The 14,103-nt window shown below is 62.9% G+C and carries 13 protein-coding genes; 4 read left to right on the forward strand and 9 right to left on the reverse strand.

Annotated features, from left to right (window positions below):
* Nucleotides 1-64: 64 nt before the first annotated feature.
* The 6 genes from RAM60_RS00645 to RAM60_RS00670 all read right to left on the reverse strand — a co-directional run bounded on the left by RAM60_RS00645 (nucleotide 65) and on the right by RAM60_RS00670 (nucleotide 7,070).
* Complete coding sequence (locus RAM60_RS00645; RefSeq protein ID WP_369026009.1) at nucleotides 65-1,354, reverse strand: glycosyltransferase family 4 protein; 1,290 nt, start codon at nucleotides 1,352-1,354, stop codon at nucleotides 65-67.
* Nucleotides 1,351-2,754 (reverse strand): glucosamine inositolphosphorylceramide transferase family protein, encoded by a 1,404-nt coding sequence (locus RAM60_RS00650; protein ID WP_369026008.1) that lies wholly within the window; start codon nucleotides 2,752-2,754, stop codon nucleotides 1,351-1,353. Before RAM60_RS00650 ends, RAM60_RS00645 begins: the two co-directional genes overlap by 4 nt.
* Nucleotides 2,755-2,931: 177 nt before the next feature.
* Complete coding sequence (locus tag RAM60_RS00655) at nucleotides 2,932-3,969, reverse strand: Ldh family oxidoreductase (protein ID WP_200982214.1); 1,038 nt, start codon at nucleotides 3,967-3,969, stop codon at nucleotides 2,932-2,934.
* A complete protein-coding gene (locus RAM60_RS00660; protein WP_369026007.1) occupies nucleotides 3,959-5,179 on the reverse strand; it encodes a carboxylate--amine ligase in 1,221 nt (406 codons plus the stop codon). The genes RAM60_RS00655 and RAM60_RS00660 overlap by 11 nt, the downstream gene beginning before the upstream one ends.
* On the reverse strand, nucleotides 5,176-6,306 hold the full coding sequence (locus RAM60_RS00665; RefSeq protein ID WP_369026006.1) for a hypothetical protein: 1,131 nt from the start codon (nucleotides 6,304-6,306) through the stop codon (nucleotides 5,176-5,178). Before RAM60_RS00665 ends, RAM60_RS00660 begins: the two co-directional genes overlap by 4 nt.
* A complete protein-coding gene (locus RAM60_RS00670) occupies nucleotides 6,288-7,070 on the reverse strand; it encodes an RraA family protein (protein WP_200982220.1) in 783 nt (260 codons plus the stop codon). The genes RAM60_RS00665 and RAM60_RS00670 overlap by 19 nt, the downstream gene beginning before the upstream one ends.
* A gap of 241 nt (nucleotides 7,071-7,311) precedes the next feature.
* Here RAM60_RS00670 and RAM60_RS00675 point away from each other — a divergent pair, with 241 nt between their 5' ends.
* Together RAM60_RS00675 and RAM60_RS00680 are read left to right on the forward strand one after the other, a co-directional pair.
* A complete protein-coding gene (locus RAM60_RS00675) occupies nucleotides 7,312-8,436 on the forward strand; it encodes a GNAT family N-acetyltransferase (RefSeq protein WP_369026005.1) in 1,125 nt (374 codons plus the stop codon).
* Between the two features lie 122 nt (nucleotides 8,437-8,558).
* A complete protein-coding gene (locus RAM60_RS00680; RefSeq protein WP_369026004.1) occupies nucleotides 8,559-9,785 on the forward strand; it encodes a cell wall hydrolase in 1,227 nt (408 codons plus the stop codon).
* Between the two features lie 48 nt (nucleotides 9,786-9,833).
* On the opposite strand, the gene RAM60_RS00685 is transcribed toward RAM60_RS00680, so the two are convergent.
* Both RAM60_RS00685 and RAM60_RS00690 read right to left on the reverse strand, forming a co-directional pair.
* Nucleotides 9,834-10,511: a LuxR C-terminal-related transcriptional regulator gene (locus tag RAM60_RS00685; RefSeq protein WP_510639996.1), complete on the reverse strand. Its 678-nt coding sequence runs from the start codon at nucleotides 10,509-10,511 to the stop codon at nucleotides 9,834-9,836.
* A 202-nt stretch (nucleotides 10,512-10,713) separates the two neighbouring features.
* Nucleotides 10,714-11,340 carry a polysaccharide biosynthesis/export family protein gene (locus tag RAM60_RS00690; RefSeq protein ID WP_369026002.1) on the reverse strand — a complete coding sequence of 209 codons (627 nt, stop codon included), beginning with the start codon at nucleotides 11,338-11,340 and terminating at the stop codon, nucleotides 10,714-10,716.
* Nucleotides 11,341-11,614: 274 nt separating this feature from the next.
* Here RAM60_RS00690 and RAM60_RS00695 point away from each other — a divergent pair, with 274 nt between their 5' ends.
* Nucleotides 11,615-12,433 carry a sugar transferase gene (locus RAM60_RS00695; RefSeq protein WP_510639998.1) on the forward strand — a complete coding sequence of 273 codons (819 nt, stop codon included), beginning with the start codon at nucleotides 11,615-11,617 and terminating at the stop codon, nucleotides 12,431-12,433.
* A gap of 25 nt (nucleotides 12,434-12,458) precedes the next feature.
* Here RAM60_RS00695 and RAM60_RS00700 read toward each other — a convergent pair whose 3' ends face one another.
* Nucleotides 12,459-12,671 (reverse strand): hypothetical protein, encoded by a 213-nt coding sequence (locus RAM60_RS00700; RefSeq protein ID WP_510640000.1) that lies wholly within the window; start codon nucleotides 12,669-12,671, stop codon nucleotides 12,459-12,461.
* A 67-nt stretch (nucleotides 12,672-12,738) separates the two neighbouring features.
* On the opposite strand from RAM60_RS00700, the gene RAM60_RS00705 reads away from it, so the two are divergent.
* Nucleotides 12,739-14,082 (forward strand): outer membrane beta-barrel protein, encoded by a 1,344-nt coding sequence (locus RAM60_RS00705; protein WP_369025999.1) that lies wholly within the window; start codon nucleotides 12,739-12,741, stop codon nucleotides 14,080-14,082.
* Nucleotides 14,083-14,103: the final 21 nt, after the last annotated feature.

Genomic DNA, 14,103 nt, shown 5'->3' on the forward strand with positions numbered 1-14,103 from the left:
AAATTGCCCCCTCTATCGAGACTTGCCCGATGATAGGGTCATGCTGGAGCTAATACAACTTGTCCTAATGAAGGGGGACGCCTGCGCCTGCAGAAATGTGGCCCAGTTTGCGTTCGAAGAGGACCAAGAGCCGGTCCGCCCAGTCTTCCGGACTCAGGGCCAGGCGGCTGGCAATCGCGTGCCCGGCCTTGCTCATCCGTTCAACGGCAGTGCGATCGCGTGAGATCCTGTCGAGGATGGCTGCAAGAGCTCCGTCCTGGGCCGGGTCGAAAGCTAGGCCGAAACCCAGCCTTTCCGCATCCGCCGCCAGATAGGCCCGGTCGGAGACGATCACGGGGACACCGCTGGCCGCGGCCTCGATGATAACGAGGCCGAAGGGTTCCGTGACCCGGCTTGGCACCACCACTGCCCGGGCATTGCGGGCGAGGGCTCTCAAGTCGGCACGGTCGCACCATCCCGCCAGCCGTACGCCGCGCGCACGATGCCGCAGGCTGCCAAATAGCTCGCCAGTGCCCGCCAGTGTCATCGGCACGCCGCTCTGCGCAGCGGCCTCGGCAGCGATATCTGCTCCTTTGTCCCGGCTGAGTCGCCCGACGAAGAGGAAGCCGGCATTATCCTCTGCCCGCACCCGGCTCTCGGTCCATGGCTCGACCGGATTCGGCAAGACCGCAAGATCTCGCCCGGCAAATCCGCCTTCGACGAACCGATCGCGCATGGCCTGATGGATGAAGGTGAATGTCGCCTCCGACCGGGCAAAACGCGCAAGGCGGACGAGATTTGCGTGACGAGCGGTTCTCCATAGCTTGTGCAGCCGACTGCGACGGTCGCAATCGGTCGCGATGCAGCGAGCGCTCATTGGCCGCAGTTCGCACGGCTGTGCCCGACGGAAGTCGGTAACCCCACCATTGGGGCACAGGTTGAAGAAGTCATGGCAGGTAACGACAAGCCGGCTTTCGACCGGCCGCAGTGCCGCGAAGATTGCGGGCGAAAGTATCTGCGACCAGTTGTGCAGGTGGTAAACGGTGCGCGGTGTGTCGTGATTGGCTATCCAGGTCGACAGCCGCGCGCTGGCATCGCGGTTGTGAAATCCCTGAAGGATCGCCGTGCTGGCTGGCAGATCCAGGAGCGGACGCCCGGTAGCACCGGCATGCTCGATCCCCTTGTCCGAGATCGCGTCGAGATCGCTTGCACCGGAAAAGAAGGTCACGGGGACTCCGCGCGCTGCGAACTCACGTGCCGCCAGGGTCGCAAGCGTGCCCGCCCCACCTTCAGCATGGGGATAGTCGTGGAGCACGACCACCCGGTCGATCGATCCTCCGGGATCGCTCCGTGGAAGGATCGCATGGGCGTTCACGCCGCGCCCCCCATGCGTTCGCGAACGTCGAATATGACCTGGTCGCCCAGCCTGTCGACATGATGGATGCCAATGACCCCGGGATCGAAGTCGGGCAGGACGTGGCGCGTGGAGCGTTCACGGTATTCATCCCGGCCGACCGTTTCGATCTTCATGATGCGCAGGCCATATCCATAGGTGCCATGCGAATTGTCCTGGGCCGGGCGGTAGAGGGCATCGCCGATCCGATGGATGCGACCGGCATTCCTCGCCATCCGCGAATCGAACACCACCGGATTGAGCCTGTGAGGCTCTACCCAGGCGAGGTCCGGCCCACTGGTGCGGTAGAGGTGAAGTTCGGAACTCACGTCACCGAATGGGTCGCTCGCCATGTTGGCGAAGATCCACCATTCGCCGTCGAGCTCGAGCAGCGCGGAATCTGCAATCATCGAATCTTCGAGCGCGGTAGCGTGCAGTTCCCACTGATCCGGGAAACTCACGCAACGCCAGATTTCCAGCCGCCGCATGGCACAGCTTTCAGGCATGACGAACAATTCGCCCCCATGTTCGATGGGAACTGGAAAGGACAGGTGGTAACCGGGATCGATGGCGCTGCGTATTTCGACTACCCGATCGCCTTCAAGGCGGCCTGCCCAGATCGAACCGTGACGTTCGGCATAGTCGTAGCGTTCGAACAGGCACCATTTCTCGCCATCGCGCTCAAGCAGGAAAGGGTCGGCGTAATAGCTGTTGTCGTCGGGGCGGGTCGCTTCTCCGTCTTCGGGTGCGAACCGTAGCAACGAACCCTCCCGCTCGATCCGCAGATGGAACATTCCCGGCCTCAGGCGCAGACGCTGGGCCAGTTCGTCGGTTGCCCTGCCGACGACCGCAGCCATCACACCCGATAGGTAACGGATGAGTTCGCGTGCAGAAGGTGCGGCGGGGGACACGAAGAGCGCACCCTCGCGACCCTGTCCCGGCTTGCGATCGCGTGCACAGCGGCGCAGTTCACGCAGGATCAGCGCGACCGACTTCTCCTCGAGAAACCAGGTGTTTCGTGCAGCAAGGAATTTGCCGTCGACCGCCGCCGAAGAAATCTGCGACGGGACCGGCTGTTGCGAGGTCCGCCGGAAGAGGTTGATCGTGCTGACCGGGCTGCCTTCCAGCAGGGGGCGAAGTCCTGCTGCTCCCGGAATCGTGCTCGTGGCATCGGTGAACCAGACGCCGTGTGTAGCTGCAGATGCTGGCACGGTGAGGCCGAAATTGCCCGCCAGGTCCAGAAGAACCTCGGGTTTTGATCGTGCAAGCGACACCTCGTCACCTGATGCCACATGAGGCACCGTGTTCAGGTTTTCGTGCCAGTCGTCGAGATTTGCAGGTGGTCTGCGTGCGGCGATCGCAGTTTCGACACGCTGGAGCATCCTGTATGCCCAGCCAGCCTCAACTTTCTTGCGTGGTGCAGCCGGACCAACCACGGCGCAAAGCTGTAACGCCGGATCGTCTGAGATTCCCGAAACTAGCCGAGCAATCCAGGTCGGCGGATCAGCCAGATCGGGGAGGATCAACGCAATCCGGAGGCGCTTTCGAGACGGCATCGTTCAGTGCGTCCAGGCGGGCTGAAGGCCCAGTTCGTCAGCCAGCCGTTCTATCTCGCCCAGCGTGCGGTCCTCCACCAGCACGCCATCGGCATGACTGCGGGCGATCTCGCTCCATCGCGCATCGCCGGGCAGGCGCGCGCCTTCCGGGGCGTCCTCGGGGAGGAGCCAGCGGCACAGCATTTCCATGCGCGCGCCGAACTCTTCGATCGGCATCCACCTGGCGATGTCGATGGCCAGCATGAAGTGGCCGTTCGCCCCGGCGCGGTCGAGATCGTGATACATCGAGCGCACTTCGCCCCCGATCCCGGCGCCGGTCAGGACGCCGCTCAGGATCTCGACCATGATGGCAAGGCCGAAGCCCTTGGCTCCGGCGGCGGGAAGGAGGGTGGCGGCCGCTGCTGATGCGGGGTCGAGCACGGGCGCACCCTCGGCATCGATCGCCAGCCCCGGCTCCAGCGGCGTGCCGCGCGCCATGGCCTCGCGCACGGTCGAACCTGCCAGTGCGGCGGTCGACATATCGACTATGATCGAGCGCTCGGCATCGCGCGGCGCAGCGAATGACAGGGGATTGGTTCCCAGCGCGGCGCGTTTGCCACCATGCGCCGCAACCTTGGGAAAGGAATTGCTCAGCGCGATGCCGATCATGCCACGCTGCGCGGCAAGCTGGGCATAGTAAGCGCCGGCTCCGTAGAAATTGCTGTTGCGCACGCCGACCGCGCCGATGCCCTGTTCGCGTGAGATTTCGCAGGCCCGGTCCATTGCGAGCTTGCCGGCATGGTGGCCGAAGCCGCCATCGGCATCGAGGAGAGCGATCGTCGGTGCCTTCTGCTCGAAACGCGGTTCGCATGGGCACTTGATCGCCCCGCTGCGGACACGCGCGAACATGATCGGCAGGCGCTCGATACCGTGATTGCGACGTCCCGCCATATCGCACCAGGCGAGATTATCGGCGAGAGTTTCCGCCTGCGCCGCATCGACGCCCGCACCTGCAATCAGGTCGCCGAGGGCACGGCGATAGGTGGCAAGGTCAATCCGCATTCAATTGCGCTCTCCGTACCGGATCGAAAATCTTGCCAAGGGCACGCCCGAACACGCCGAGGGCCTCGGTGATACCAGGCTTGGGATCGTCGAACGAAAAGAACGGCAGGACGATGGATTGCGAGAAGATGCTCCGTACCCAGCCGGCGAAGGTCAGTTCGCCGCGCTGGTGGAGCTGGCGGAAAGCCATGAAATCGCGGGCCGGGTCCCAAAGGCGCAGCGCCTGGGAATAGTTCTCGATGCGGGGAACCTCTTGCCCGGTGAGATGGCAATAGATCGCCAGGTCGATCGGTGCGCCGCCCTTGATGATCAGTGGGTGGCCTGCGGTAAGGCGGCCGTTGACTTCGATGATCTTGAGCTGCCCGTCACGCAGGTCGCGCTTGAATTCCACGTTGCCGATGCCCTGCCAGCCAATGGAATCGAACAGCTTCCAGCCCATTGCAGCTGTTTCCGGAAGCCATTCGGACTGGTGAAAGCAGGCGCCGCCGCGATTGACCGGCCAGCGCCGGATAATGCTCTTGGTGTAATCGTAGAGCGAGCGCCCGGAAGGCGTGCGGTAGGTGTAATAACTCGACAGCAGGCTGTCAGGGCCAGGGATCATTTCCACCAGCAGCACGTCCTGGCCGTGTTCCCGGCACAGGGCGACCTTCTCCGCGACCTCGTCGATGCTGTCGTTGATGATGAAAAGCTTACGCCCGAATTTTTCCATGAAGCCGACCGACGACAAGGGTTTCACCATGACGGGAAAGCGCAGTTCGTCACGCAGCTTGTAGACGTCCTCTGCCGAATGGATTTCCCAGAATGCAGGGGTGGGAATGCCGGCTTCGCGCGCACGGACAAGCGTTTCGTACTTGTCGAGCATGGCGTGGCGCAGGTCGGTTACGAACTCTTCCACGACATAGCGTTGGCGCAATTCGTCCTCGTAGTTTTCGACAAAGGTGAGCGATTCATCGCAGCCGACGAGGATGATGGCCCCCTGAAGTTCAGGGACGGCCCGCTCCAGCAGTAGGTCGCGCCAGAAATCTTCGGCAGGCCTTGGTTCAGGCACGGGAAACGCCTTCGCACAGTGGCGCGAATGCATGGCCCTGCAACCGCTGAGGCCGCTGACATAGACCGTGATGCCTGCGCTCCCGAGGCTGCGCACGGCCGCGAGGGTGCTCGCCCCGCCGCCCAGCAGCAGGACCGGGCGCGATGTGTCGAGGTTGCTCAAAGTTCCATGGCTCCATGACCGGTGGTGAAAATGTGATCGAGAATGCGCGGCGCCACGTCGGCGGCCTGCGCGAGATCGGAAACGAGATAATGATGGTGCAGGCCTGCCCCGACGTTGACTTCGTTGAATACGGTATCCGGGTGCGCCGGCGGCGCCGAGATGTCAGTCGCGGTAACGTCGAGACCGGCAAGCCCGATGCCGAAATCGCGGGCGATGCGGGCGCCGGCTGCGATAATGTCGGGATGGACCTCGTCGCGGACGACGTGGTTCTGTGCTGCCCCGTTCTCGTTGACGGCGAGCTTCACCTTGACCGACTGGCCTGCTGCCGGGATCGAGCCGGGATGCAGTCCAGCATGGTCGAGCGTGTTGCGGCTCTCCATGTCGATCACCAGCGGGCTAAGCGCGGTGACCGGGGCGCAAGCGCGGCGACGTTCGTTTTCCTGGCGGGCCAGGTCGCGGATACTGGACCTGCCGTCTCCCACCAGCCGCGGCGGATCACGGCGGACGGCGTCGATGAACTGGCCATCGAGGAACAGCAGGCGGAAACTCGCACCTGCGAGTTGTCGCTCCACCAGCAGTTGCGAATGGAAGGCGGCAGCATGACCGGCTGCAGCACGCAGGCCCGCTTCGTCGGTGATCCCCGTGGTAACACCGTGCCCACAGCCAGTCCCGTCGGATGGTTTTACCACTACTGGCCCCCTGGATTCGGAAAGGAAGCGCAACGCGACCTCGATATTGCCGATGCCGAAGCGAACACTCTGTGGAGTGCGCAGTCCTTTCGCGGCGAGCCAGCCATATGTGATCGACTTGTTGAGCATGATCCGGTCGACGAGCGCGCTGTCGAGTGTCAGCGTAGAACGGTCGACAAAGGTAGAACGGCCGCGGCGCGAGATGCGGAAGATGCCGTTGGGCAGCCGCTCTATCCGTGCGCTCGCATCGGACGCCGCCTGCCGCCACATTGCGTCATAGAAATAGGTGCGGACTTCCTCGAACCGGCGGCGCTCCATGATGCCGCCGAAATCGGCAATGCGCCGCTTGCCGCGAAGCCAGAACCGCTTCGCAGCCGATACCGGCGGGGGCGCATTTCCCGCATCCACCCGGGGCAGCGTCAGTTGCAGATCACGCACCCGTTTTCTCGCAGCTGGTCATCTACCCAGTCGTTGGAGAAGTCACCCTTCTTCACGGCTGCGACATAGGAAGCCATGCGATCGCGGTTGTCCTGCAGGCGCGCGAGGATCACCGCCGCGAAATCGCGCGGGATTACCGCGATGCCGGTCGAATCCGCCTTTATGATGTCGCCGGGATTTACCACCACGCCGCCACAGCAGATGGGCGTGTTGATTTCGCCGGGACCGCGGTGGAGTGGACCGAAGGGCGTCACGCCTCTCGCGTAGACCGGCATGCCGCATTCAATGATCCCGTCGAGGTCGCGGATCAGCCCGTCGATCACGAAACCGGCGATGCCGCGATGCACTGCCTTGTTGGAGACGAGGTCCCCCAGCACCGCGTTCGACATCGCACCGCTACAGTCGACCACCACGATGTCGCCCGGCTTGGCGATGTCGAGTGTCTTGTGGATCATCAGGTTGTCACCCGGATAGAGCTTCACCGTGCAGGCGACACCAAGTAGCTCCTTGTCGTTGACCTGGTTCCGGATCGCTCCGTTCATGGCGTAGAGGCGGTTGAGAACGTCGGACACGTCGGCCGTTTCGAACTCGCGAAACCCTTCCACCAGTTCGGTCGGGAGGCGCGGAAAATCGGTGCGGATCATGAAGCCGGGGCCCGGGGTCATCTCCGATGATTTGGGCTTGGCACGTGAAATCGGCTGCTCATGCACGGCACTGTCCGCCGCTTCGCCCAATGTCGGGTGCAGGTGTTCGTCCAGGGTCATCTCGATCTCGCTTTCCAGCCCCCACCCCGAGGCCAAGTCCGGGCACAGGAATGCGCAACCGGCAAGCATCACTATCCGGTCGCAGGCGCGCACACGGAAGCAGACATCGGTATGTCCTCCCTATTGGGTAGCTTGCGGCGCAGTGCGGGCGTGGAACATCATTCTTTTGCGCCGCATCGGGGCAAATGGTTCGCCCGATGCGCAATGGGACCGTTCGCTGCGAACGCTATCCTGCATCGCCATGAATTATCACAGCACCAGCTTTGGCAATGGTTTGACGGTGACTGCGGATGTCGTGCGCCCTGCAGAACTAGACCCGGCCCTGCTTTCGGCCTGGCAGCAACTGCGGGCAGGGCGGTCCTGCTATTCGAGCCCGTTCTATGACCCCGCCTTCACACTTGCCGTCGGCGCGGTTCGCATGGACGCCCGCGTTGCAATCTTCACGGCGGGTGGCGAAGTGGTCGGCTTCCTGCCTTTTCACCGCGTAGGGCGGGCGATCGCCAAACCTATCGGCGGTCACATCAACGACTACCAAGGTGCCATTCTGCGGCGCGATATCGACCATTCTGACCCGGCACTGCTCTCGGCTGCCGCAATAGCAGCATACGATTTCAATCACTTGCCTGCCGAATTCGCGGCTCGCTCGGCGACAGTCAGGGGCGGCGGGACATCGCCGGTGATGGACCTTGCCGGAGGATACGCAGCCTACCTCGCATCGCGCGGGAAGGACTTCCACAAGCGACAGGCCCCACAGCGCCGCAAATTGCGGAAACTCGAGCGCGAATTCGGCACGACCACCTTCGTGTTCGACAGCATGGACCAGGCGCATCTTTCCGCTCACACGCGAATGCGCAACGAGCTCTACCTCAGCATGGGCATGAAAGCGCAATTCGCAAAGGGTTGGCAGGGGGAGGTGTTCGCGGAGCTTCGCCGCGCGAAAGCGGGGACCCTGCGCACTACGCTCAGCATCCTATGCGCAGGTGGCGAGCCTGTCGCAGCCCATTTCGGGATGATCTCGCTGGGCGTGCTCCATTGGTGGTTCCCGGCATACGACGCGAGGGCGTCCCGATGCAGCCCTGGGCTCTCGCTTCTCGAGGCATGTGCCGAACAAGCACAGGCGGAGGAGGTCTTCGCCATCGATTTCGGCCGTGGCGATGAAGCCTACAAGAAACATTACGCGACACGCGAAGTCCAACTGTTGGCCGGGTCTTTTACCCGCCCTGCGACCCTGGCTTCAGCGGTTCGCACCGTCGGGCAGCGCACGCTCGATCCGCTTGAGCGACGCCTTCCGAAGTCGCTGAATTCGTACCCCCGTCGCATTGCCGACCGTTTGGTGACGGGCGTCGGCATACCCCGGTTCGGGTAGCGAGGCATCGATGGACTACCGCACCAATTATCACCTTCTACTCCGGAAGAGCATTGGCCCCCTGCTCGGGTGGGATGGATACTCCACGCCGATCGCCGCCGGCAGCGGAAGGGATGTCTGACATGCATGACCCTCGTGCAATTGAGGTGTTCCAGCCACAAGACGATGCCACGCCCCGGCGTCGCTTCTGGCTCCTGCTGGCGGCGGTCTTCGTTCCCTTTTCGCTATCCGGCCAGACAACGCTGCATTCCGGCGTTCGCGAGACGGACAAGGTAGACGTATCTGCGCGCGTGCCGCCGCGGCCCGATGTCGCCAAGCTGCTCCGCCAAAGTGCAAGCAAGCTTGCCACGGGTGCCGCTTCGGATCCGCTAGGGATCGGCTCGGTCGGTGCGATTGCCAACCTGGCTGCTTCGGCAGCTGCGAACCCGTTCTACTTTGCCGGTTCGACCACCGACCTCGGGCGGGCGACCGAGTGTCTTGCCATGGCCGCGTGGTACGAGGCGGGGGACAATCGCGAGGACCAGAGGTCGGTCATGCAGGTTGTGCTCAACCGTGTGGCGCATCCGGCATTCCCGAACTCGGTATGCGGTGTGGTCTTCCAGGGGTCCCAGCTTTCGACGGGCTGCCAGTTCACCTTCACTTGTGACGGCTCTCTCCAGCGCCGACGCCCCAGTGCCGCCGCGCTCGCACGGGCGCGGCAGGCTGCGCTGGCGGCGCTTGAAGGATCGACTTATGCGCCGGTCGCCCAGGCAACCCATTACCATGCCGATTATGTCCGCCCATGGTGGGCCGGATCGATGATGCAGCTGGCCAAGGTCGGGCGACACATCTTCTACAGACTTCCGGGCCGGGGCGGGGTTCTCCCTTCGCGGCAAGGCGTCGCGGGCGGGGAGCAGGACTTCGTCTACCTGGTCGCCCGCTCGAACAAGCCTGGCGAGGCGGGCACGCCCGGAGAGGTTGGCGAGGCGGCCGGTCCGACGATCGAATATGCCACTTCCTTCGCGATGGGCGATGCAGCGCCGGCTGCCGCCCCGCGTGTCGTCTCGAATGCGGAATTCCTCCAGCTCGATCCGGGCTCGGCCAACGGGCGATGGGCAATCTCGGCCATGGCGCGGTGCCAGGGAAAGGTGAATTGCCAGGTGTTGGGATATGGCGACGCAGGTGCGCTTGAGGCCAGTCGCTCCCGCCCGTCTAGCCAGCGTGAGCGTCCGCTCTTCCTGTTCCTGCGGGATGGGTCGTCAGGGATGGATGTGGCGCTGTGGGATTGCCAGCGGGTCAGCCGACCCGACGCCTCGCAGTGCTTGCCGGCTTCCGGACCGCAACTGGACCGGTTGATGCGGGAGAGATGAGGGCGGGTACCCCGGGGGAGTAGGGTGCCACGACCTCCAAGTGCAAAATCAGGCTGCGATCATCGGTTCGCGGATGCCGCGAGAATTGGCCCAGAGGGCTGCCTGCGTGCGATTGCGTACATTGAGCTTGCGCAGGATCGCCTTGACGTGGACCTTCACGGTCGCTTCGCACACGTCGAGGTGACGGGCGATGACCTTGTTGGGGAAGCCCGCCATTAGGCAGCACAGCACTTCGACCTCGCGCGGCGAGAGATTGGCCATCTCGACCTCGCGCTCGGCATCGGAACCGTTGTGATAGTCGAAGCCCCGGCCCCCGATCAGGTCGACGAGATCAGACGGGATCACCTTCTCGCCAAGCGCCACCAGGCGGAAGGCGGCGACGATACGGTCGGACTTGCTCGACTTGATGATGTAGCCCTGCACACCGGCATTGAAACATTCGATGACGACTTTCGGATCGTATTCGTCCGACAGCACGACGATGCTCATCGCGGGGTAGCGCTGCTTGGCCACCTCTACGCGTTCGGCCTGATTGTCGAGCACGGGACAGTCGAGCAGCAGGAGTTGATGCGAATCCCTATCAAGGTTGATCAGGTCGCGTACACGCTCGACGGATTGCGTGACGATGAAGCCCTCTGCTTCAAGAATGTGAGTCAAGCCTTCGCGAAAGATGTCACTTCCACTTACGAGGCATAGTTCCGATGACATTTGATACCCCCAAGTCATGTAAAGCGTCTGCCCGAATGCCCGCGATCTATTGCCGGGGTCATCCTCAAGTTCGCGACTCGAAGGAAATTACGATTAATAATGCGTAAGGCGCCTGCCCTGCGCAATTCCGATTCATCAAACCGGGGTCTGCAATTTCGAGTTATTGCAATCTGTCCCGGAATGGGACACTATAACCGACCGCGATGTTGACGCAAGTCTTTCAGAAAAAGGCTTCTTCTACGCGGATCGTGTCTCCCGGACCGATCAGGAGCGGCGAATTTCCAAGCTTGATGCGACGCGGTTCGGGCCAGCTGGCGCGCCTCAGGACCACTTCCGACCGTGCTGCGCGCGGTGTGTAGCCCCCCGCCTTCGCAATCGCCTGCTCGACCGTCAGGTCGCCTGCATAGGGGTATTCGCCCGGAGCCTGGACCTCTCCCAGAATGAAGAAGGGCCGGTGCAGCGCCACGTCGACCGACACGCGCGGATCATTGACGTAGCCGCCTTCGCTCAGTGCCGCGGCGATGGCTTGCGCCAGCTGCTCTGCCGATTTGCCCTGTGCCGGAATCGTGCCGAGAAGCGGCAAAGAAAGCCCGCCATCGAGGCCGACGTCGTATTCGCCAGTCAGCGTGGGTTCGTCGAATACCGAGACCCTGATCTTGTCCCCGCCTGACACGCGATAGCCCTGGTTCATGGCCGCATTGGCGTCCGAAACCGCGATCGTGGGCAGGCTGGAAGCTGCGCAACCTGCCAGCAACATAACCGCCAGCGGTGCCGCCATCAGTGCCATAGCCTTCTTGAATCCCCGCCAGCTGCCGTTGGCATCCTTTTCCGATCGTGACTGCATCATCGGTCTCGTCCTGCGCTGTAAATGTGTGCCCTCTCGAGCGGCACGAGGCGCCGCTCTCCGCCTGAATTCATAGGCGAAAGCAAAGGTGCTGGCACTTCCCCCTCCGTGGGGAATTCGGGGGGGCCTCGGGCGCGATAATAGTCCGTCTGGATAGAAGGGACTTAGTTCGGATGCTCGATTGTCTGGCACGACAATTTGGCCAATCGTCCACTTCATGGGGGATGCCGGCATCGCCGTTCGGGCGGAGGCAGGGCACCGGAACTGGACAATCGAGATGCTGAACCAGATGCGTATCTCCAACGAACGCGAATTTGAAATTGCCCTGCTCGATACCGACCTGGACGAGGTCGATACCGACGGTCGCCTGATCGTCGGCGCATCGGCAAAACCGATGATGTTTGCCGATGGCCAGATGGGCGCGAAGGATCGGACCCTCATCACTTCGCGCAATGCGGTTCAACCGCTGCCGGGATCGCGATCGGGCAACGTCGGCGATCTTGTCATGCGGGCGGTCGACATTGTCGCGGCGGCAGCAATGATCGTTCTCTTCATGCCGGTCATGGCGATCATCTGGGTGGCTCTGCGCCTGTTCGAGAAGGGCCCCGCAATTTTCGCGCACGAACGCATCGGCCGTGACCTTGCACCATTTCCCTGTCTCAAGTTCCGCACGATGTGTGTCGATGCCGACGCGCGGCTCGAGGCGCTGCTATCCTCGGACGAGATGCTCAAGCGCGAGTGGACAGCAACGCAGAAGCTGCTGTGCGATCCTCGTGTCACGCGACTGGGCCGGTTCCTTCGCAACACCTCGCTCGATGAACTGCCGCAACTCTTCAACGTATTGCGTGGCGACATGAGCCTGGTGGGCCCGCGTCCGATCGTGGCCAACGAGGTGCGCCGCTACGGTCGGCACGCGCTCGACTATGCCAGCGTCAGGCCGGGGCTGACCGGCTTGTGGCAGGTCACCCGGGACGAGACGACGAGCTATCGCCGCCGGGTGGCGACGGATGTTTTCTATGTCAGGAATCGCGGAATCGGCTTCGACTGCCGCATTCTTCTGGCGACGATTCCTGCGGTTCTGGGTGGGAACGGATGATGGCGATGCGCAGAGGGGCGGGCGACTACAGGACGAGGTACAGGAGCGCCCATGCCGACAGGGCAAGCGGCAGGGCGATCAGTGCGCCGCGGGCAAAAGAACCGCCGCGTTCTGATTCGCTTACTTCCACTTCAAAGGCGCCCAAGGGCTCTTCCATCGCAAATCGACCATCCAATCCGGATTGCACACTACTACTTTCGAACAGTCCGACAAACAAGGGCGCAACCCTAATGGTCAACAGGCCGACGACCCGTATGGTTCCCGATTCGCGCGCTGGTGCGGCCTTGGGAGGCACAGGAATGCTGGTGCAGGACCTAATCCTGGTCGGGCGATGGGTGCTCGGCGAACCGAAGCGGGTGAAGAAGAGTGCCCGGTCACTCCGAATTGCGCGCGTACAGGCACAGCGTTTGCGCAAGCGTCGGCGGCACTACCTGCGTTGGGGAGTGGCCCTGGCTGCGCTGACGCTGGCGCGTCCGGCCTATGCCCAGCAGCCCGGTGTCGTGACGCCGTTCGACCTGTTCGACCCGGAGTCCGGCGACGGCGTCAAGCTCGGCGAGAAGCTGCATCTCTACCCGCGCCTGGAAGTCGACGGCACCTTCGACAACAACATCTACAATACCGAGAACAACGAAATCGACGATTTCGTCCTTTCGGTTCGTCCACGTTTCCTTCTCAAGCCTGATCTCGGGCGTCACAGCCTGCAGGTTTACGGAGGAGCCGAGTTCCAGCGCCACGCCGATGTCACATCCGAAGACAGCGACCAGTACGATATCGGCGGGCGGGCCGTGCTCGATTTTGCTTCGCGCACCGAACTGGCGATAGACGGCGGCTATCGCCACGGGATCGAACAGCGCGGTACGGCTGGGGACCAGTTCCTGACCGATCGCCCGATCGAATACGATCGGGTCGAATTCGGAGCGCAGCTTCGTCGCACAGGCGGTTTCCTCGAGATGCTCGGCGAAGTCCGGCTTGCCGAGATTGACTTTGAGGACGCAACCCAGGGCGGCGTGCCTGTCGACCTGTCGGGTCGCGACGTATCGGTACAGCGGGCGCGTATCCGCGGTAGTGCTCCGAGCAGCGACCACACGCGCATCTTCCTGGAGGTGTCGGGCAACCGCGTGCGTTACGAACGGGACGATCCGATCTCGCGTGATTCCGATGGTTTCGCGGTTATCGCGGGGATGCGGTTGCTGCTCACCGATCTCATCCAGCTCGAGGCAGGTGGCGGCTACATCCACCAGGAATTCGACAACCCCGCGATCGAGAATGTCAGCGACATCAATTACCACCTGCGTATCGACTGGACACCGAAGCCGGATGTCGAAGTCACCGCTCTTGCGCAAAGGGTCGTCGAACCCAGCCCCCGAACCGACGTTCCCGCCATTGTCGCGACCGATTTCCGGCTGGAAGCGACCAAGGTCTTCGGCGACCGCCTGCTCGCCACGGCAGAAGTTGGTGCACGGCGTGAAGAATACCAGGGCATCAACCGCTCCGACCTCAGGCTCCATGCGGGGCTCAGCGCGCATTATCGCCTGACTAACAATGTCGGCGTGGTCGGTCGCGTCGGCTGGCGCCAGCAGGACGGCGGTGACTTCGGCCGAGACTACAGCGGAGTGTCGGCGACCGTCGGCGTCCGCATCCGAATGTAATCGTCAATCCAAACCTCAAGC

The sequence above is a fragment of the Qipengyuania sp. RANM35 genome, from assembly GCF_041021145.2.
GTDB classification, from domain to species: Bacteria; Pseudomonadota; Alphaproteobacteria; order Sphingomonadales; family Sphingomonadaceae; genus Qipengyuania; species Qipengyuania soli.

Coding starts and splice junctions, on each gene's coding strand:
- RAM60_RS00695 (WP_510639998.1), top strand. CDS start 11,615: ATGCTGAACCAGATGCGTATCTCCAACGAACGCGAATTTGAAATTGCC.
- RAM60_RS00670 (WP_200982220.1), bottom strand. CDS start 7,070: ATGACCCTGGACGAACACCTGCACCCGACATTGGGCGAAGCGGCGGAC.
- RAM60_RS00675 (WP_369026005.1), top strand. CDS start 7,312: ATGAATTATCACAGCACCAGCTTTGGCAATGGTTTGACGGTGACTGCG.
- RAM60_RS00680 (WP_369026004.1), top strand. CDS start 8,559: ATGCATGACCCTCGTGCAATTGAGGTGTTCCAGCCACAAGACGATGCC.
- RAM60_RS00655 (WP_200982214.1), bottom strand. CDS start 3,969: ATGCGGATTGACCTTGCCACCTATCGCCGTGCCCTCGGCGACCTGATT.
- RAM60_RS00685 (WP_510639996.1), bottom strand. CDS start 10,511: ATGACTTGGGGGTATCAAATGTCATCGGAACTATGCCTCGTAAGTGGA.
- RAM60_RS00650 (WP_369026008.1), bottom strand. CDS start 2,754: ATGCTCCAGCGTGTCGAAACTGCGATCGCCGCACGCAGACCACCTGCA.
- RAM60_RS00690 (WP_369026002.1), bottom strand. CDS start 11,340: ATGATGCAGTCACGATCGGAAAAGGATGCCAACGGCAGCTGGCGGGGA.